This window comes from Viridibacillus sp. FSL H8-0110 (assembly GCF_038003565.1).
Taxonomy (GTDB): Bacteria; Bacillota; Bacilli; order Bacillales_A; family Planococcaceae; genus Viridibacillus; species Viridibacillus arenosi.
The window spans coordinates 514698-534451 of the sequence record NZ_JBBOPJ010000001.1 but is presented as its reverse complement, the minus strand read 5'-3'; the positions used below and the strand labels follow the sequence as shown (position 1 = coordinate 534451).

The 19754-nt window shown below is 36.1% G+C and carries 17 protein-coding genes and 1 riboswitch; of the genes, 3 read left to right on the top strand and 14 right to left on the bottom strand.

All coding sequences use genetic code 11. From position 1 onward, the window contains the following. Positions 1 to 316: 316 nt before the first annotated feature. Entirely contained in the window at positions 317 to 2212 is a 1896-nt protein-coding gene (locus MHH98_RS02625; RefSeq protein ID WP_038178726.1) for a PrkA family serine protein kinase, read from the bottom strand. A gap of 299 nt (positions 2213 to 2511) precedes the next feature. Between MHH98_RS02625 and MHH98_RS02620 the strand changes: the two genes are divergently transcribed. Continuing rightward, positions 2512 to 3006 carry a L,D-transpeptidase family protein gene (locus MHH98_RS02620; RefSeq protein ID WP_038178728.1) on the top strand — a complete coding sequence of 165 codons (495 nt, stop codon included), beginning with the start codon at positions 2512 to 2514 and terminating at the stop codon, positions 3004 to 3006. A gap of 65 nt (positions 3007 to 3071) precedes the next feature. Here MHH98_RS02620 and MHH98_RS02615 read toward each other — a convergent pair whose 3' ends face one another. Next, positions 3072 to 4193: a 5-methyltetrahydropteroyltriglutamate--homocysteine S-methyltransferase gene (locus MHH98_RS02615; RefSeq protein WP_038178645.1), complete on the bottom strand. Its 1122-nt coding sequence runs from the start codon at positions 4191 to 4193 to the stop codon at positions 3072 to 3074. A gap of 109 nt (positions 4194 to 4302) precedes the next feature. Then, positions 4303 to 4403: riboswitch (SAM riboswitch) on the bottom strand. A 239-nt stretch (positions 4404 to 4642) separates the two neighbouring features. Continuing rightward, positions 4643 to 5071: a S1 domain-containing RNA-binding protein gene (locus MHH98_RS02610; RefSeq protein ID WP_038178647.1), complete on the bottom strand. Its 429-nt coding sequence runs from the start codon at positions 5069 to 5071 to the stop codon at positions 4643 to 4645. A gap of 240 nt (positions 5072 to 5311) precedes the next feature. Between MHH98_RS02610 and MHH98_RS02605 the strand changes: the two genes are divergently transcribed. Both MHH98_RS02605 and MHH98_RS02600 read left to right on the top strand, forming a co-directional pair. Further along, entirely contained in the window at positions 5312 to 5863 is a 552-nt protein-coding gene (locus tag MHH98_RS02605; RefSeq protein WP_038178649.1) for a DJ-1/PfpI family protein, read from the top strand. 468 nt (positions 5864 to 6331) lie between these two features. Next, positions 6332 to 6541: an alpha/beta-type small acid-soluble spore protein gene (locus tag MHH98_RS02600; RefSeq protein ID WP_038178652.1), complete on the top strand. Its 210-nt coding sequence runs from the start codon at positions 6332 to 6334 to the stop codon at positions 6539 to 6541. 354 nt (positions 6542 to 6895) lie between these two features. Here the strand turns inward: MHH98_RS02600 and MHH98_RS02595 are convergent, their stop codons facing one another. The 11 genes from MHH98_RS02595 to MHH98_RS02550 all read right to left on the bottom strand — a co-directional run bounded on the left by MHH98_RS02595 (position 6896) and on the right by MHH98_RS02550 (position 19728). Further along, positions 6896 to 7879, bottom strand: a complete 984-nt coding sequence (locus tag MHH98_RS02595; protein ID WP_179078292.1) for a tRNA dihydrouridine synthase — start codon at positions 7877 to 7879, stop codon at positions 6896 to 6898. Positions 7880 to 8253: 374 nt separating this feature from the next. Then, a complete protein-coding gene (locus MHH98_RS02590; RefSeq protein ID WP_038178656.1) occupies positions 8254 to 8760 on the bottom strand; it encodes a YehS family protein in 507 nt (168 codons plus the stop codon). Positions 8761 to 9319: 559 nt separating this feature from the next. Then, positions 9320 to 10534 (bottom strand): MFS transporter, encoded by a 1215-nt coding sequence (locus tag MHH98_RS02585; protein ID WP_038178657.1) that lies wholly within the window; start codon positions 10532 to 10534, stop codon positions 9320 to 9322. Between the two features lie 501 nt (positions 10535 to 11035). Next, on the bottom strand, positions 11036 to 12313 hold the full coding sequence (locus tag MHH98_RS02580; protein ID WP_038178659.1) for an MFS transporter: 1278 nt from the start codon (positions 12311 to 12313) through the stop codon (positions 11036 to 11038). A gap of 312 nt (positions 12314 to 12625) precedes the next feature. Next, positions 12626 to 13987, bottom strand: coding sequence for a 23S rRNA (uracil(1939)-C(5))-methyltransferase RlmD (gene rlmD / locus MHH98_RS02575; RefSeq protein WP_076035152.1), 1362 nt, complete (start codon positions 13985 to 13987; stop codon positions 12626 to 12628). A 213-nt stretch (positions 13988 to 14200) separates the two neighbouring features. Further along, positions 14201 to 14308 carry a cytochrome bd oxidase small subunit CydS gene (gene cydS, locus MHH98_RS22045; protein ID WP_390011768.1) on the bottom strand — a complete coding sequence of 36 codons (108 nt, stop codon included), beginning with the start codon at positions 14306 to 14308 and terminating at the stop codon, positions 14201 to 14203. A gap of 15 nt (positions 14309 to 14323) precedes the next feature. Then, positions 14324 to 15349, bottom strand: a complete 1026-nt coding sequence (locus MHH98_RS02570; protein ID WP_076065923.1) for a cytochrome d ubiquinol oxidase subunit II — start codon at positions 15347 to 15349, stop codon at positions 14324 to 14326. Next, a complete protein-coding gene (locus tag MHH98_RS02565; protein WP_038178665.1) occupies positions 15346 to 16692 on the bottom strand; it encodes a cytochrome ubiquinol oxidase subunit I in 1347 nt (448 codons plus the stop codon). Before MHH98_RS02565 ends, MHH98_RS02570 begins: the two co-directional genes overlap by 4 nt. A 325-nt stretch (positions 16693 to 17017) precedes the next feature. Next, a complete protein-coding gene (locus MHH98_RS02560) occupies positions 17018 to 17929 on the bottom strand; it encodes a diacylglycerol kinase (protein ID WP_038178667.1) in 912 nt (303 codons plus the stop codon). 234 nt (positions 17930 to 18163) lie between these two features. After that, positions 18164 to 18724 carry a thioredoxin family protein gene (locus tag MHH98_RS02555; protein WP_038178669.1) on the bottom strand — a complete coding sequence of 187 codons (561 nt, stop codon included), beginning with the start codon at positions 18722 to 18724 and terminating at the stop codon, positions 18164 to 18166. Positions 18725 to 18828: 104 nt separating this feature from the next. Then, on the bottom strand, positions 18829 to 19728 hold the full coding sequence (locus MHH98_RS02550) for an acetamidase/formamidase family protein (protein ID WP_340712217.1): 900 nt from the start codon (positions 19726 to 19728) through the stop codon (positions 18829 to 18831). Positions 19729 to 19754 lie beyond the last annotated feature (26 nt).

The window sequence follows — 19754 nt, the reverse complement described above, 5'->3', positions numbered from 1 at the left end:
TACATCATAATCAAAAGACCGTTATTTCTTGATATTGCATTATTAAGTACGGCTCCCTGTAAGTTTTACTTCTTATATGAAACCCCTTAAAATTGGAAGGCACTTTTCTTATAATATGTTAGTTTTTAGAATTGTTTAACTTCTTTTTGTAAAAAAAAAAGAGTGCCCTAAAGTTTATCTGGACACCCCTTATTTAAAAAGAAAAGATAATATACGTTTTGTAATAGCTGTCTAGAAGAATGCGCCATGCTCCCTTCAAATCGCTAAAGGGCATCCGTCCAGCTCTTTTCGGGGTAACTAGACGCTTTTCTTAACTTTAACGATTCAGTAAGCTGCCTACATATTGCAATAATTCATTTGCTGAAGTTGAATTATATCCATGTTCATCTATAAGCCTTGCAACAACTTCGTTAATCTTTTTAAGCTGAGATTCGTCAGGCATTTTTGAGGACGTTGTAATTTTCACAACATCTTTTAAATCAGCAAACAGTTTCTTTTGAATTGCTTCACGTAATCTTTCATGAGAATGATATTCGAATCTCTTTCCATTTCTTGCATAAGCCGAAATACGAATCAAAATTTCTTCTCGGAATCCCCTCTTCGCATTCTCCGAAATTCCTATTTGTTCTTCTATGGATCGCATTAGTTTTTCATCTGGATTCATTTCTTCTCCAGTAAGGAAATCTCGAATTTTATTTTTATTACAGTATGCTTCAACATTATCGAGGTAATTGTTCATTAGCGTTTTTGCAGATTCTTCATACGAATAAACAAATGCTTTTTGAACTTCATTCTTAGCAATATCATCGTATTCTCTTCTTGCAACTGCAATATAATTTATAAATTTTTCCCTATCTTCTTGGGAAATCGAGGCATGTTGGTCAAGCCCATCTTTAAGCGAGCGTAAAACATCTAATGCATTAATAGATGGCACTTCTTTTCGAATAATGGCAGATGAAATTCGATTTATTATATAACGAGGATCGATACCATTCATGCCCTCATTTGGATATTCTTTTTTCAATTCCTCTACATCAATTGAGTTATATCCTTCTACACTTTCCCCATCGTACATACGCATCTTTTTCACAAGATCAATACTTTGCTTTTTAGGTGTTTCTAACCTAGTTAAAACAGAAAAGATTGCAGCTACTTTTAATGCATGAGGGGCAATATGAACATGCGCCATATCACTTTCATTAATCATTTTCTCGTAAATTCGCTCTTCCTGACTTACTTTTAAATTATAAGGAATAGGCATCACAATAATTCTTGAGTGAAGTGCCTCGTTCTTTTTATTTGAAATAAAAGATCGGTATTCAGTTTCGTTCGTATGAGCAACAATTAACTCGTCAGCACTTATTAATGCAAATCTGCCTGCTTTAAAATTGCCTTCTTGTGTTAATGACAATAAGTTCCATAAAAACTTTTCATCTAATTTAAGCATTTCCTGAAACTCCATCATGCCACGGTTTGCTTTGTTAAGTTCTCCGTCAAAACGGTAAGCACGTGGATCTGATTCAGAACCAAATTCCGCAATCGTTGAAAAATCAATACTACCAGTTAAATCAGCAATGTCCTGTGATTTTGGATCAGAAGGTGTAAATGTCCCAATCCCCACACGTTTATCTTCTGAAAATGTAATCCGTTCAATCATGACATTTTCAATAAGGCCATCATATTCTTTTTCGAGTCTCATCGTGTTTAAAGGAGATAAATTACCCTCTATGCGCAAACCATACTCTTCATAAAAATCTTTACGCAAATGGTGAGGAATAAGGTGGAGTGGGTCTTCATGCATCGGACATCCTTTTATTGCGTATACCGCTCCTTCATCTGTTCGTGAATATTGCTCAAGCCCTCGCTTTAGCAATGTCACAATTGTAGATTTCCCTCCACTCACGGGTCCCATTAATAATAAAATCCGCTTGCGAACATCTAATCTTCTTGCTGCAGGATGAAAGTATTCCTCTACCAATCTTTCAATTGCCGATTCGAGCCCGAAAATTTCTTGTCCAAAAAAGTTAAATAATTTTTGCCCATCTCTTTCTTCTAATCCAGAGCTTTTAATCATATTGTACACACGTGAATGGGCTGTTTGAGCAACTTCCGGCCTTTCCTTTACAATGTTTAAGTAATCCGCAAACGAGCCTTCCCATTTCAGTCTGTTTTCTTCTTCACGATAAACTTTAAACTTACTTAAAATGTCTATAGCCTTCCCTCCATTCTTAGCCTGATTTATAACATAGTATGAAATTAGAGAAATAATGATACCCAATAATGAGTCATTGTTGAGGATTCTTCTTTGAGGAAATCTTGAAGTAGCTTATGGAGCATGCATTCAACTGGTTAAAGTGTCATTAATCCTACTAAAGACCAATTTTATAGTTGTCAGCAGTTTTACCTTTTCTGCCATTCCTTCTAAAAAAATTGTGAATGTCAATATGTCATTATGAAACTCCCTATATAACAAACATATAATGTACTGTAACAACTTCGGAGGTGATTACACTGATTCATACGGTTAAACCAGGTGAAACACTGTTTCAACTTTCTAGAGATTATCGCACACCGCTATCCGCAATTATAAGCGCGAACCCATCTATCAATCCAAATGTACTTTATATTGGCCAACCTATTGTTATTCCAGGTTTTCCTGATCCTAATACAATTCCATATCAAATTGATGTTTCACTCAACAATCGTTGGCTTAGATTATATAAAGATGGTATTTTACAAAAGCAATATCCTATTGCGGTTGGAAAAATGTTAACCAATACACCTGTAGGAAATTTTATTATCATTAATAAAGCACCTAACCCAGGAGGCCCATTTGGAACGATGTGGATGAGCTTATCAAAAGATACGTATGGAATTCACGGCACAAATGATCCAAGCTCAATCGGTAAGGCCGTATCTCACGGCTGTATTCGTATGCATAATGAGGATGTAGAAGAGTTAGCAAGTATTATTCCAATAGGAACTCCGGTTTTTATACATCCATAATGGTAAATAGGACTACCCACAATAGTCTGATAGCTGACTTTTGTAGATAGTCCTTATTTTAAAATCTATTTATTCCAAACGTCTTTAGCGATACGTACAACATGACGTAATTTTTCCCATTGCTGTTCTTCAGTTAATAGATTGCCTTCTTCAGTAGAGGCAAAACCACATTGTGGACTTAAACAAAGTTGATCGATATTCACATATTTCGTTGCTTCTTCGATTCTTCCTTTAATTTCATCTTCATCTTCGAGTTCAGAAGTCTTGGAAGTAATCAATCCCAAAACGACATGTTGATCTTTAATGAATCGTAATGGATTAAAATCTCCTGATCGTTCATTATCAAATTCTAAGAAAAAGGCATCCACATTCACACGTGAGAATAGTTCTTTTGCGATCGGCTCATACGCACCTTGATATAACCATGATGATTTAAAATTCCCTCGACAAATATGGATCGTAACCGTCATATCTTCCGGTTTATTTGCTACTGCTTCAACAGTAATATCAGCAAACTTTTTTACTAATTCATCTGGATCAAATCCCTGCTCTTTTATCTTATCTCGGAAAACATCACTGAACAAAGCTCCCCAGCTTGTATCATCTAATTGTAAGTAGCGGCACCCTGCTTCATAAAAAGCTTGAATCGCATCTTGATATACTTTACTAATATCTTTAGCTACCTCATCGAGTGAAGCATATGTAGGATTGCTTAAATACGGTTCGCTTCCAACTACACCCGAGTAAAAAATCATATTAGGTCCTGGGATTGTAATTTTAGCAACATGCTCACCGGCAATACTTTTCAAATACTTAAAGTCTTCTAAAAATGGATGTTCTTTAGGGAACTTTAATTTCGAATCGACCATGTATGCCTCCGCTTTTTTCATCGCTCCATTAAAAGCACCCGAAAGGTCTATTTCATAAACACGAATCCCTTCAATCGCTCTGATAAAGTCTAAATGCCACCATCTTCTTCTAAATTCACCATCTGTTACAGCAGATAGACCAACTTCTTTTTGTTTTTCAACAAGCTTAGCAATTTCTATATCCTCAACTAATCGTAATTCTTCTTTAGTGATCTGACCTTGTTGATATTGTGCTCTTGCATCTTTAAGTACTTGTGGGCGAAGAAAGCTCCCTACATGGTCTGCTCGAAATGGTGCTTTAGTTACTGTATTAGTCAAATTAGACAACCCCTCTGAAGTTAAATTTGTATTTTTTATTGAGCTTTTCGAGGTACAAAAAAACCCCTTCTTAAAAGAAAGAAGAGATTGGCTTCATGGCTATTTACTCTTCTTATCTTCAAGCGTTACGCTTCTGGAATTAGCACAGTGCAAAAAAAGTCTGTTGCTGAGATATCAAAGGGCCAGTCCCTCCATCTCTCTAAATAAGAAAGTTACATATTTAATTACTAGTTAACAATCTACATGTATATCCATAGAATGTCAATAATCAGAACTATTTACCTGTTCAATTCAAGTTTTATCTTATTAAATATTTATTAATTTGTAGATTTGATATCGATCATATACTTTATTTAATTCTAATGACTAAAGTAGTGTCTGTGACTATGGTCCATAAAATTAAAGAAACGCACATCTTAAAAGATGTGCGTTTCTTCTGCTATCTATAATTATCCTCTTCGTCCGCCTCTTCCACCGCGTTTAGACTCGGTGCTGCGTTTTAGAGTAGATAAGTTATCTTCACTTGATTTTAAGAATTTAGCCATCTTATCTTCAAAGGTTTCCTTCGGTTGGAAATTGCCTCGTGGACGACTATCTTTCTGGCGATATGGACGCTTCGTATATGAAGACGTATTTTCAACAGGTTTATCAATCGCTTTTTTAATGGATAAGGCAATTTTTCCTTCTTTTTCGCTTAGGACCTTAACTTCTACTTGATCCCCAACTTTCAGATGGTCATTAATATCTTTTACGTAAGCTTCTGCAACTTCACTAATGTGCACAAGTCCTGTGACCTTATCTGGCAACTCAACAAACGCACCAAAATTTGTGATTCCTGTAACCTTACCTTGTACCTTGCTACCAATTTCTACTGACAATCCATTTCCTCCTAATAAATACTATACTTTATTATATCAAATTTAATTTTTGGCGCCAGTATTCCGCTATATTTTTTAATATCAACAATATTTCCAATTTAATACTAATAACTTAAATAGTATCCGTGACTGGCACAATTAGATTTTTTAAAAAAATCTATCGTAATAGAGGGAATTGATAATATATTCAGAATATACAAGTGAAGGCGAAAGACCATTTTTGAGAGGAGGAAATGAGTAATGTCAAAGAAAGTATTATTGTTAGCTGGAGATGCCGTTGAGGCTTTGGAGATTTATTATCCTTATTATCGTTGTCTTGAAGAGGGCTATGATGTGCAAATAGCTGCTCCATCGAAGAAAAACTTACAGACGGTCGTTCATGATTTTATTGGTTGGGATACTTATACAGAGAGTAAAGGATACTTAATTGAATCTCATTTGGCGTTTGAGGATGTACAGCCTGAAGAGTATGATGGATTGATTATCCCTGGAGGTAGAGCTCCTGAATACATTCGATTAAATGAAAATGTTCCAAAAATCGTTGCTCATTTCTTTGAGGCAAATAAACCTGTTGCAGCAATTTGCCACGCTAGTCTCATTTTAACAACTGTTTCTCAATACTTAATAGGTCGCGAATTAACGGCTTATATCGCATGTAAACCAGATGTAGAAGCTGCGGGTGCAACTTATATTGAAGATCCTCTCCATGTTCAAGGAAACCTCATTTCCGGACATGCTTGGCCTGATCTACCCGGATTTATGAGGGAATTCATTAAACAACTGAATCAATAAGGTTTGTTAATAAAAGATAGACAAAAGAACGTATCCATATATCCTAAAGTATTTTGGATACGTTTCTTTATAACTACTGATTCACTTCCTCATAAACCTCATTCATAAACAGTAAGCATTTGAAATTAGTATAAATTAAAATGTAGATCAGTTTTAATCTGTAATTCAATTGGATATTCTACACTCTAAGCTACTAAATTCCCCACACTTATTCTGCCTGCATTATTATTTCTCCGTTTGTTTCACAGAATAACCTTTTTGTAATTACTATATTTTTATTTCAAAAATACTATTTACAATCCCTTTCATTAAAAGCTACATTAAAAAATTTTTTTTAAGACAATCCAATGAGGCTTTTCTGTCGCTATTGCAGCCTAAAAATATTTGTAGGATGAACTTTTCACCTCTTAACTAAATGTATTAAAAACAAATCTTTGTCCATTCTAATATCACAAGGAGGTGAAAGTTATGGCTTCAAATAACCGAAGTTCAAATAAACTTGAAGTACCTGGTGTTCAACAAGCGATTGATCAAATGAAATATGAAATTGCTCAAGAGTTTGGTGTACAACTTGGAGGAGAGGCTTCTTCTCGTGCAAACGGTTCAGTTGGTGGAGAAATTACTAAACGATTAGTTCAAATGGCTGAAAACCAAGTAAAAGGAAATTCCGGGAAATAAAAATCCAAAGTAAGAAGGTAGAGTTATTATGCTCTACCTTTTTACTTTGGATTTAAAAACTTTAATTTAAATAATCACAGTCTAATCGAATTCTTCTAATTGGAATTCGTTCTTAAATGATTATAGTAACTTCTACCACATACTGCTTCAGAATGTACAGAGTGTATGTGGCAACACAAGGGTGCTGGTAGGTTTATTCCATTCTTAAGACCTTTTTCTTTCAGAAAACAGACTTTATCAAAATAAAAGGTGCGGCCGCAAAGGAACTTGAAACTAAATAAAATAAGTACACATGAGTTGATGTGATTCATTTTTTCTCTAACTTTTTAAGAGTTTCATCATTTCACTGTCCCGTCAACATTCTTTTCCAAAGTTATCAAGCAATGCACGCACTTCATCTGTTGATTTCGTGTTCATCAATTGATTTCTTAATTCAGCAGCTCCAGGGAATCCTTTGACATAAATTTTAAAAAAGCGATGAAGCCCTGTCATTGATCGTGGTAGTACTTCCGCATATTGATCTTGAAGATCAAGCTGCAGTCTTAAAAGATCAAGATACTCTTTACTGCTATGCTCTTTTGGCTCTTTTTCAAAAGCAAAAGGATTTTTAAAAATACCTCGCCCGATCATAACGCCATCAATACCATATTGTTCAGCAAGCTGCTGCCCAGTTTGACGGTCAGGAATGTCTCCATTGATTGTTAGTAGCGTATTTGGTGCGATACGGTCACGTAATTTTTTGATTTCCGGAATTAGCTCCCAATGCGCATCTACTTGGCTCATTTCCTTTCTTGTACGTAAATGAATAGAAAGGTTCGCAATATCCTGTTTTAAAATATGCGTTAGCCACTCCTCCCACTCATTTATATCGTTATAGCCAATTCGTGTTTTCACGCTGACAGGCAGTCCGCCCTCTTTTGCTGCTTGAATAAGTTCTGCCGCAACATCTGGACGCAGAATAAGACCACTACCTTTCCCTCTCGATGCCACATTCGGTACAGGGCAGCCCATATTAATATCGATGCCTTTAAATCCTAGCTCTGCCATGCCAATACTCATTTGACGGAAATATTCGGGATTATCCCCCCAAATATGTGCCACCATTGGCTGTTCATCTTCTGTAAAAGTCAAACGGCCACGCACACTTTTCATGCCCTCTGGATGACAATAGCTATCCGAGTTTGTAAACTCTGTGAAAAATACATCCGGTCGACCGGCTTCACTTACAACGTGACGAAAAACAACATCTGTCACATCTTCCATTGGTGCAAGTACAAAAAATGGTCGTGGTAAATCACGCCAAAAATTATCTATCATTTCAAACTCAAATCCTCTCACTATGGATACAACTTCAAACTCTCGGTCAAAAAATATAAAGCCTAATGTTCCACTTCTTTTACACTTATATCATGTTTAATAACTTATTATCAAACACAAGTACATTTGGACATTTATAATTTATGAAAAACTATTGTGAAAATCTGCAATATTTATTTTAACCAAAATTGATCCTGAATGTTATTTTACACACAAAAAAGCAGATGGTATAGATTTTTTCTATACCATCTCCAACCTCGCGACCACTTCGCAATGTGTCGCATGCGAGAACTTACTACATAAGAAATAAATTTATCTAAACATAAATAACCATACATTTGAAAAACCCCTTTCCAAAGAAAGAGGCTTTTGTGAAAATTAAGTATACTATTCCCTTACGCTCTATATCTTACAGCCAAACCTTTTAAGAATTTACGTGCGAAATTATCGCCACAATCTTTATAATTTCTATGCCCTGGCTTTCTTAAAATAGCGCCTAATTCACCTTTTGAAACGGCTATACCGCCATCATCAAGGATATCCAACATATCTTCCGTTGTTAGTTGTAGTGCTACTTTCAATTTCTTAAGAAGCATATTATTCACATGGTCCTTAGTAGTTTCAGGAGCTTTTGGTTGTCCTTGTTTTGTATCTTGTTTTCCTCTTTTGAAAGTAATGAAACCATTTAAAAATGACTCTAACATTTTATAATCACATTTTATCTGATCGTCATTTTCTTCTACGCTAGCTTCATCATCAAATTCATCTTTTGATTTTGTCAATATTTTTGGTACTTCTTCTCTTGTTACTTCCATACCACCAAGTTTAAATATCTCTACCATATCTCTATTTTTTATATCTAGAGCGTATCTTGTTCTAATTAAAATATCATTGTTATCCATTTATAATGCACCTCATACTATTGCTTATTTTCTTCGTCGCTTCAGCAGTTTGATTGTCCTTTAAGAATCTTAACACGTATATACACAACGTTGTTAGTAGTACCTTAAAAAAATTCTATTTCTATCAATTAGCTTTAGGAGTCGACATCTATATATTTACATCACCTACATTATTCAAATGGCGATAACTCTCCAAATATGTGTAAACACTCTTACAATCTCCATTTTCACAAGAACTAACGTTTTTTTCAAGTTATGTCGCATTCTCTTTTAAACTTCCATAAAACGGAATATAACTTAGTACTCACACATCTTTATTTTCTCGCTTACTAACTAATCTATACTACTCTTTAGTGATTTTAATAATTGAACAATAATTTAAAAAAGACCATAGAATATTTTCAAATCCATGGTCTTCTTTAGCATCGCACTGTATGTGTTTTTGTATATAGACTTACTCAAGACAAGCTGACTAAAGTCATAAGATTAATAATCCATCAATCAAAACGGGAATACATTTCAATTGATCGTTAAATTAACATTTTCTTATCAGTAATATTTAGTATTTTTCAATTGATTGCATAGGCTTCCATGTACTTTTTTTCAAAGTAAGCATGACAATAAAGGAAATGCAATATAGAACAGCTAAATAGACCATCGCAACTGTCATGTCATAACTCTGTAGAATATATCCTACAAGGATTGGTGAAAATCCTCCAATAGCTCTACCGAAGTTAAAGATTGTGTTTGTAGCCGTACTTCGAATCTGAACGGGATAAAAGCTACTAATTAATGCACCATATCCGGCAAACATTCCATTTGAGAAGAATCCAACGATTGCACCACCTAATAATACGCCCACACTTCCAGTTGCATATGAGTATAAAAACACAGCACATGCAGAGGCAAGAAGAAAGATTCCAAAGGTACGCTTTGCTCCAAATCGATCCATGAATCTTCCGAAGGTTAACATACCAATAATCATTCCTACTGCTGTACTGATTGTCCAAAGTGCAGAGCTTGAAATAGATAAGCCTTGTGATTTTTGTAGCATAGATGGAAGCCAAATCATCAAGCCATTATAACCAGCAATTTGAACAGTTGCCATTATGATTAAAGAGATTGTCGTCATTGTAGTTCGAGGGGTTTCAAACAATTGAAATAACTTACTCTTTTCATCTTTATTACCGATTTTCTTATTCTTCTGAGCAGCTAGCCACTCAGGTGATTCGTCTAGATTCTTACGTACAATAACGGCAAAAATAACAGGCACCACACCAACGAAAAATAATGCTCTCCACCCTAAAGTAGGAAGAATAATTGCACTAAGCAACGCCGCGATAATGACACCGTATTGAGCACCTACACTTACATAAGAAGATGCTCTCCCTTGTTTATTCTTCGGCCAGGCTTCTGCAACAAGCGCCATACCGATTCCATATTCACCACCAGCACCTAATCCTGCAATAAATCTATATATATATACTTGCTCAATATTTGTTGCTAATCCTGTGAATGCTGTGCCTATTGCAAACAGCAAAACAGTATAGGTAAAAACTTTTACTCGACCATACTTATCTGCTAGAATTCCAAAAATAATTCCACCTAATAACATACCTATATTTGTTATAGAAGAAATAAGTCCACCAGTTGCTAAATCAATGTTAAATTCCGAAATAATCATTGTCATCGCAAAAGAAATAAACATGATGTCCATACCCTCTAATGTTAAACCAGCTACCGATGCTACCACCGTTTTTTTTCGATAATCCATTTTACGATCCTCCAATATTTTCTTAATGCAAATAATCTCTTTTATTTCAAGAGGAATGGATGTATCAATCTATTAAATGAAACTTTTCCATTTTCCTTTTAAGCCTCACAGGACTTACTTTAAAAGAGGTACTAAAGTTATGTCTACTCACAACATTAAAGCAAAATAAAATACCCTTCCGTCAGAGAGGACAAAAGGGCATGAAAAAGCAAAGATATAATAACGTATAAAATATCAAGTAGCCCTTTTTAGCCTCTCTGGGCTATATTAAAGGATAATTATCTTGTTACTTATTCTATCAAACTATAATTTGTTTTACCATGTCATATTATAGAAAAATAATGTGCTACATTAAAGTGCAATTTGGTTACCTGTATCTTTTATTACTAGCTTTCCACAGCTTCACAATGTACGGCGTGTATGGCGTAACAAAGAGGTTTTGGTGAGTTTATGCAAAAGGGATTGGTCAACTTAGAATCATGCATTTTATATTATGCTAGGTTAAGACAGGCGGATATTCGTTTTATCTCCTGTTACCTGACGCTTTTCCTTATATGAAATCACTCCAATCAAGCCAATTATGGAGAATATCACTGGCGTGATGAAACCATAGTAGTATCCATCAACTTGATTACCTGAAGTAGCTTGAAAATAATCCAATATAAATCCAAAAATGATTGGTAGCAAGACAGCACTTAGAAAGCCACCCGTATTCGCAACTCCAGAAACAATGCCAGATTCTTTTATAGGGAAAGATTGGCGTACAGCTGCAAAGGTTAATGCACTTGACCCATATCCAAAACCAATGATAAAGAAAAGTATAATTAACAAGAAAAATGACGGATGTCCATTAAATAAAAGGAAAGAAAACCATCCCAATAAAACAGTGATATGAACGACAATATATGGCCGTTTTATTGTTTCTAACCGGCTTGAAATCCAACTAGTTAGAGGAGCTCCAATAAGTGCCCCGATGAGACCAATCATAATCAGCTGGCTTGCATCTGAGCGTGTCATTTCATACATATTCATTCCATATGGTACTGCCCAAGAACTGATAAACCCTACATAACCTCCGACTACTCCAAAATGACAAAAGAATAGAGCCCATGCTTGACGATTTGAAAAAATTCTTCGTAATAAAACTACTGTTTTTTCGCGTTGTACTTCTACTGTTACTACTACCGGTTCATCCCAAAAAATTCTTTTAGGTTTTTTTACAAGTACAAAATAAAGGAGAAAGCCACATAAACATAATAGTAGTCCTGCTGAGAAAAATGCCGCCCTCCAACCAAGTAAAATTATCCATTCGGAGAAAGGGACTGTCGCCAACAAGAAACCCAGACTTCCTGTCATGCCCGCCAGGCCAATTAATCGAACAAATTCCTTTGTATGAAACCATTGGGCCAAAATTAGCACCATATTAACCCATATGGTCGCATCCCCTATCCCAGTTAATATTCTAGAAAAAAACAAGACCAATTCATGTGTACCAAGACTATAAATGATTGTACCTAAACCTGTAAGTAAGGCCCCGATAATTAGAAAAAAGTTTGGACCATAACGATCAGCCAAAATCCCCATTGGAATTTGCAAACTCGTATACACAAAAAATTGTATACTCGTCAATAAGCCAATCGTTGATGCAGTTACATTAAAATCCCTCATTAATTGGTCTGTAATCAATCCTGGAGCAGTTCGTTGGCTTGCCATTAACAAATAAGTAAATAATACAGCAACAAATACAACCCATCTGTATCTGCTATTTTGTTTTTCCAATGATTTCTACTCCTATTAGCTTTTACTCTATGTATATGATTTTCATGTAACGGTAAACCCTGTTTTTCAGAATAGTTTTATGATTTGAATTTGGTCAGAGGTTTTTTATTCAATAAATCCAATATAAAGTTTGAATCTTGGATTTTATCACGTCTCATATATGATATTTCTCATCTTCTTCTCAATCTGCACTTCACTTACAAAAAAGTGGATAAAGGATGGAGAGATAGGGATACCCCCTTTTCTATCCATTCTTTATCCACATGGTTTGCACAACTTTATTTCATGTAGCAAGAGTCTATTTTTGCTTTACTATACTAATTCCAACCACGCAACAGCTTCGCAATGAGCCGTATGTGGGAACATATCCACAGGTTGCACTTCCTGTGTTTTATAGCCACCATCTTCTAAGATCCTTAAATCTCTTGCCAATGTAGCTGGGTTACAAGATACATACACAACACGTTTTGGACGTTGCTCTAAAATTGTATTTAACAATGCTTCGTCGCAACCTTTGCGTGGTGGATCGACTACTAAAACGTCTGCTGTTTTGCCTTCTTTGTACCAGCGTGGAATGACTTCTTCTGCTGGACCTGCCTCGAAATACGTATTTGTAAAGCCATTCAGTTCAGCGTTACGTTTTGCATCTTCAATTGCTTGCGGTACAATTTCCACACCCATTACAGATTTCGCTTTTTGTGCTAGGAATAATGAAATTGAACCAATGCCACAGTAAGCATCGATCACTGTTTCGTCCCCTTTTAGGTCTGCGTAATCTAAAGCTTGCTTATAAAGCACTTCTGTTTGCTCTGGGTTTACTTGATAGAATGAACGCGCTGAAATTTCGAAGCGTACGTCGCCAATTGTATCTTCAATGGTGTCATTGCCCCAAAGTTTCAACGTTTCATTACCGAAGATAACGTTTGTTTTTTCACCATTAATATTTTGCATAATTGATGTTACATTTGGTACGAGTTGCTTGATCAGTTCCACTGCTGCTTCAGCTTGCGGGAATTTGCGCTTTTTCGTTACAAGTACTACCATTACTTCATTTGTTGCACGGCCTTTGCGTACTACTACATGGCGTAGCATACCTTGTCCTGTGTGCTCATCATATGGTTTGATACCTAACTTCCAAAGGCGTGGTTTTAAGCCTTCTAAAATGGCGTCTGCTTCTGCTGTTTGGATTAGGCAACGATCTGTATCAACGATATCATGTGATTTTGTTTTGTAAAAACCTGCAATCGGTGCTTCGCCGTTTAAGCCAAATGGAATCTGAGCTTTATTGCGATAATTCCATGGATTGTCCATACCTTTAACAGATAACACTGGTGCGTCAATCTTACCGATACGTGTCATAACATTACGGACCATTTTTTCTTTCCATTTCAATTGACCTTCGTATGATAAGTGCTGTAGCTGACAACCCCCACATTGTGCAAATACAGGGCATGGTGCTGCGACGCGATCAGGTGAAGGTTCTGTAATGTTGATAATTTTTGCGAAGCCGTAGTTTTTTAATGTTTTTAATACATGGACTTCAGCAGTTTCATCAGGCAGCCCACCTTGTATAAAAAGTGGGTAACCATCGATTTTCGCAACGCCTGCTCCGTCATGTGTTAAGTCTTCTATATAAACCGTCAAACGGTCATTTTTCTTTACTGGTGCTGTCATTTTCGTACTTCCTCCATTTCAGTTCTTCTATTGTACCATGACCTCTTAGAAGGAACAAAAGCGCAGAGTGCCGTCAAGCGGTGGAGGACACTCATATGAAGTTGCTTTTTGACTTCATATGAGTGTTCGAAGCGACCTCGATGGTGTGGTACACGAAGCTAGATGCAGAAAAAATCCAAATGCCAAAATCGACACTTGGATTTAAAAAGTTAATTATTCACCTTTCGTAACTGGCCCATCTTTTAATGCTACAAAGAAGGCTACGGCAATGGATGCTGCTAAAACAATAAATGGTGCATAGAAAATTAGAAAATTAACCATTCTGAAAATCCTCCCTTATGCATGATGGTCTTTTTTCCCTCGAATATAATCTTTGTTGAATAAGAATAACTTCATGAGTAAATATATTGATGGGATTAACAGTAATAATCCTAGCACGAAAGCAACTACTAAAGCGGTTGCCATTGCTGGATTCGTAAAGCTATCATATATAGTCAAGTATGGGTAAAGTAAATATGGGTAATGTGAGATACCGTATGCAAAAAATGCTAAAGCAAATTGACCAATAAGTAAGCCTAGTGCCCAGCTATAATGCTGTTGCTTCCAAATAAACCATACTGTAATGACAAACATGATTGCTGACAGGCCGAACATCCAGCCAATATCAATCATGCGATTAAAATGTTCGACGTTATGTTTACTTAACTCAAACATAATCCCAATAACAGAAATTGCTAATGGACCTGCCCAAATGAGCGCGTATTTTCTTAGAAGCTTTGTAGCTTTTCGATCTCCAGCTTTATCTGCATACCAAGTTAAAAATACCGCTGATATATATAGAACAGCCGCTATTGCCAACACGACTATACTCCAAGTTAATGGGCTTGTGAATAATGCATGATAATCTAGCACTGGATTATCATTCACCATCGATACAAAGCCCCCTTCAGAAATCGTTAACACTACTGATAATGAAGCTGGGATTAACAATCCTGCCGCTCCGTACATAAACGAATAACCTTTATGTCCCCGTGACCCATACGATTCAAAAGCGTAATAACTACCACGAATGGCAAGGAGAATAATCGCAATACTTGCTGGTACGAGTAATGTTGTTCCGTAATAAAAAGCTGTTTTCGGGAAGAAACCAACAACTCCTACGAAAAAGAATACTAAGAATACATTCGTTACTTCCCAGACTGGTGACAAATAACGTTGAATAATATTCGTTAAAATATGTTGTCGCCCTGTTAATACACCATAAGCATTGAAAAATCCTGCACCAAAGTCAATCGAACCGATTATTAAATAGCCTAATAAAAACAGCCACAATACGGAAATCCCTAGAATTTCTAATGTCATGAGAAGTCACCGCCTTTTTCAGCTTTGCGATCTTCAATTTCTTGTTCAATTGGATTGTGACGGAACATACGACGAAGTACAACGACGCTACCAACACCTAAAACAATATATAAGCCACAGAATAATATCAACATAATGTCCACATGATCACTTGTTGTTGCAGCTTCTGCTACCTTCATATACTTTCTTAAAATCCATGGTTGGCGACCAACTTCTGCAAGCCACCAGCCAGCTTCAATGGCAATAATAGATAACGGCCCACCTGCAACAATGACCCAGCGGAACCATTTAGTACTTACAAATGACCAGCCACGAATTTTACCTAATACATACGCTGCTGACACTAATACCATGAACATACCGATCATGACCATCGTATCGAACAAGTAGTGAATGTAAAGTGGTGGTGTTTCATCTTCTGGAAATTCATTTAACCCAATAACCTCAGCTGTAGGATTTGAATGTGCTAAAAAGCTTAAAGCATAAGGCACTTTAATGGCATACTTCACTTCTTCACCATCGGTTACACCAAATAGAACAAGTGGAGCATTTTTCTCAGTTTCAAAATGCCACTCTGCTGCTGCTAATTTTTCTGGTTGATATTCTACTAAGTATTTTGCAGAGAAATCTCCAATGATTGCTGATGCAACAGCAAATACTAAACCAACTTTCATTAATAAGAACAATGCTTTTTTGTGATAAACGTGCGTTGAACCTTTAAGCATTTTAAATGCTGCAATAGCTGCTAAAACAAAAGCTGCTGTCATGTAGGCTGTTACGACAACATGTGCTACTTTAGTTGGCATTGCTGGGTTTAACATCGCTAAAATTGGTTGTATATTAACGAGCTGACCATCTACGACATCAAAGCCTTGTGGTGCGTTCATAAATGCATTCACAATTGTTATAAAGACTGCTGACATCGATGCACCAATTGCAACAGGAATTAATAATAGTAAATGTTTCTTTTGATTTTCAAAACGGTCCCAAGTGTATAAATAAATACCTAAGAAAATTGCTTCAAAGAAAAACGCAAATGTCTCCATAAAGAGTGGTAATGCAATAACATTACCTGCTAGCTGCATGAAGTTAGGCCATAGTAGCGATAACTGCAAACCGATAGCGGTACCTGTTACTACACCAACTGCAACGGTAATAACGAATCCACGCGCCCAACGCCTTGCCAGTAAAATATAATGCTCATCATTCTTCTTAATCCCTACCCATTGTGCAATCATAATCATCAATGGGACACCTACGCCAATCGTAGCGTAAATGATATGGAAAGATAATGTAAGCTCCGTTAAGACACGGCTAAAAAATACAGCACTTTCATTTTCCATGATTGTTCCTCCTCAGCTTCCGAAAATACGTCCGACGAGTGACAGCAGCATAATACCTGCTACGATAAAGCTTAACCAGATTAGTTTCTTCTCATGTGTTTTATACATAGCGCACTCTCCCTTACTTATTATTATACCCATAGCAACCGGTATTCTAACTTCCGAACGTGACAGATTTATCACGTATTCATGTTCAAAATATGATAAAAGAATGTTCAAAATGTGAATTGATATTTATCTTGAGCAAAGAATTTGCATTTCACGTTTTAAATAAAAGAAAAGACTAGAAAGCAGCATGGCTTCTAGTCTTAAAACATTCATTATATTATGGTCTATCTTGTTCTCTAATATCATCAATTGGTACAAAGACTTCAATATGTCTTTTTAAATTTCTAAATTCAGCAGGAATATCTCCACCGTATTCACCATCTAAATTTAACTGTACTACTTCATCCGAAGTCACTTTCACATGACTAGCCTTTGCATGGATAACATGTGGGTCTTTAAAATGTTCCCCACGAACTGCAAGTGAAACAAGTTTGATAAAATCAGCGATATTACATTTTTTCAAAATAAACATGGAGAAGTAGCCATCATTAATACTTGAGTTTGGTGATAATTTTTCAAATCCGCCTACTGAGTTTGTTAAGCCGATTAAGAACATCATTGCTTCATCTTCAAATACTTCTCCATCGTATTCAATACGCATTTTAGAAGCTTTTATAGACGGTAGCATCTCTATTCCTTTTAAATAATAAGCCAGTTGTCCAATAATTGTTTTTAGCTTACTAGGTACTTCGTAAGTCAGTTCAGTAATACGACCGCCGCCAGCAATATTGATAAAATGACGATCATTCACTAATCCTACATCCACTGGAATAGTATCACCTTTAATAATAATATCTACAGCTTGCTTTATATCTCGTGGAATATGTACCGCACGTGCAAAGTCATTTGTTGTCCCCATCGGTATTAACCCAATTTTAGGTCTCTCTTCAAACTCACTAACCCCGGCGACAACTTCGTTTAATGTCCCATCTCCACCTACAGCAATGATCACATCAAATTTACGCTCAACCGCTGCCTTTGCAGCAGTAGTTGCATCGCCTGCACAGGTAGTAGCATGACAAGAGGCTTCATAGCCGGCGACTTCTAATTTTTCTAATACTTCAGGTAGATGCTTTTTGAAAATTTCTCTACCCGATGTGGGATTATAAATGATTCGTGCTCGTTTCATATCATTACCTTCTTTGCTCTACAATTTTCTAATTATGTTAACGGAAAAATTCTGTGGAATGTTCCCAAAAGTACTTAAGGCTCAAAATAGGCTGTCTCAACGTTTATATTAAATACGTTAGGCAGCCCTTTATTTTTTGTAATGTGATATCAAAATTCCAATTTGATGCCATCCAAATATGAAAAGCTTTCAATCCCATTATACAGAATCATCCTTATTGTGCAAATGACGGTTTTATTTTAAAGTGTCTGTTATAACTTTACGGAAATCATCATACACCCAGCCCCAAAACTCTTCATTTGAAGCATTCTCTTCAGTAATACCTGCGAATAATTCCTTTTGTTTCTCTGTAAATGTTGGATCATCCTGTGAAGGTAGTTTGGCTTTGTTTGCTAACACATATTCTTGTAATTGTGGTGCACGAGGTCCCCATTTTCCAATCACTTCTCCTGCTTCACTTAAAATAATATAAACAGGAATAGAGCGACCACCATTTGTTAAATATTGATCCATTAACTCTAAATTTTGATCACGGTAAACACAACGCATTTCTAAATTAGCTGCCTCTGCAATTTTACGGATGATTGGATTGTTCATCATCGCATCACCACACCAGTCTTCAGTTATCGTTAGAATATGTGGTTTTTTAGATGCAAGTAATGAAATAAACTCTTCATCCTCAGGCAGTTGGTAATTATTATAAACTTTAAAGCTGTTATCCTTATGCGTTGTCATACTATCCATATAATCTTGAATTGAAATTGCTTCGTCAAAATATTGTTGTTCAGTTTTCATATGTAAAACCTCCTTGAAAATAGTGTAAATGTTTTATGAATTTTTGGCAAAGTTCTAAACATGCATATCTCAAATAAGATGTTGTTACTCCGCTACTACTCGTTTTAAATTAACTTTGTATTATATTGAGTTAGTATTGATTTTGATAAAACGAAGCGCACTGTCATGAGTGGATCGACTATCTGGCAAATTTCAATTTGACCAGCCGCACTTAATAACATGGTAACTTCGGCTAGTGATCGTCCTGTTTTTTGTACAATTCTATTAGCCATTAACTCCGTTGCAAGTCTGCTTGCTTCATCTAATGTTTTGGCAGAAGCAATTTGTGTAAACACTTCTTCATTTTCTAGTAAAGGTTGTTCTATTGTCTCTCCTTTTAACACCTCTAATGTAACTGTCGCTGCTCCTTCTACTTCAACACCCGTAACACCAATTTCCCCATCACCCATTGCAGCATGGAAATCACCAAGACCAAATAATGCATCTTCAACGAAAACAGGGAGATATAAAATTGCGCCCTCTGTAATCATTTTATTATCCATATTCCCCCCATGTGGGCCAGGTGTGCCACAATTAATTGCTTCTTCTTTAGGTGCAACACCGATAACGCCAATCATCTTATTAATAGGTAATTTAATGTCGTTTAAGAACACATGGTCATCTTTTATCGGCAAAATTTTGATCGTCGATTCAGTCAAACGATGTCCTAATGTACCTTCATTTGGCAAGGTCATCATCACACCTTGTGAGCCGATTTCAATTTTATCAATTTTGACTTTTAAAATGTCCCCAGGCATCGCTTCTTCAATATAAATAGGCCCAGTTGCAGGATTCGTTTGATCCCATGCTAATTGTTCTATCTTATCCGCCTCAGATGTCACTTGATTTTGAAAGCAATCGAAAGTTTCGATACGAATTGTTGTACCTGATGAAATCATTTTAATAGGCTCGTGATTTTTATCAAAAGCATAAATGATGCTTTCAGAACGACTAAGTGTTTCCATATGAATGCCCCCTTACTTTTTCTCTA

Excerpts from the sequence above, each read along its gene's own strand:
- MHH98_RS02605 (WP_038178649.1), top strand. The coding sequence starts at position 5,312 with ATGTCAAAGAAAGTATTATTGTTAGCTGGAGATGCCGTTGAGGCTTTG.
- MHH98_RS02600 (WP_038178652.1), top strand. The coding sequence starts at position 6,332 with ATGGCTTCAAATAACCGAAGTTCAAATAAACTTGAAGTACCTGGTGTT.
- MHH98_RS02590 (WP_038178656.1), bottom strand. The coding sequence starts at position 8,760 with ATGGATAACAATGATATTTTAATTAGAACAAGATACGCTCTAGATATA.
- MHH98_RS02585 (WP_038178657.1), bottom strand. The coding sequence starts at position 10,534 with ATGGATTATCGAAAAAAAACGGTGGTAGCATCGGTAGCTGGTTTAACA.
- rlmD (WP_076035152.1), bottom strand. The coding sequence starts at position 13,987 with ATGACAGCACCAGTAAAGAAAAATGACCGTTTGACGGTTTATATAGAA.
- cydS (WP_390011768.1), bottom strand. The coding sequence starts at position 14,308 with ATGGTTAATTTTCTAATTTTCTATGCACCATTTATTGTTTTAGCAGCA.
- MHH98_RS02570 (WP_076065923.1), bottom strand. The coding sequence starts at position 15,349 with ATGACATTAGAAATTCTAGGGATTTCCGTATTGTGGCTGTTTTTATTA.
- MHH98_RS02565 (WP_038178665.1), bottom strand. The coding sequence starts at position 16,692 with ATGGAAAATGAAAGTGCTGTATTTTTTAGCCGTGTCTTAACGGAGCTT.
- MHH98_RS02560 (WP_038178667.1), bottom strand. The coding sequence starts at position 17,929 with ATGAAACGAGCACGAATCATTTATAATCCCACATCGGGTAGAGAAATT.
- MHH98_RS02555 (WP_038178669.1), bottom strand. The coding sequence starts at position 18,724 with ATGAAAACTGAACAACAATATTTTGACGAAGCAATTTCAATTCAAGAT.
- MHH98_RS02550 (WP_340712217.1), bottom strand. The coding sequence starts at position 19,728 with ATGGAAACACTTAGTCGTTCTGAAAGCATCATTTATGCTTTTGATAAA.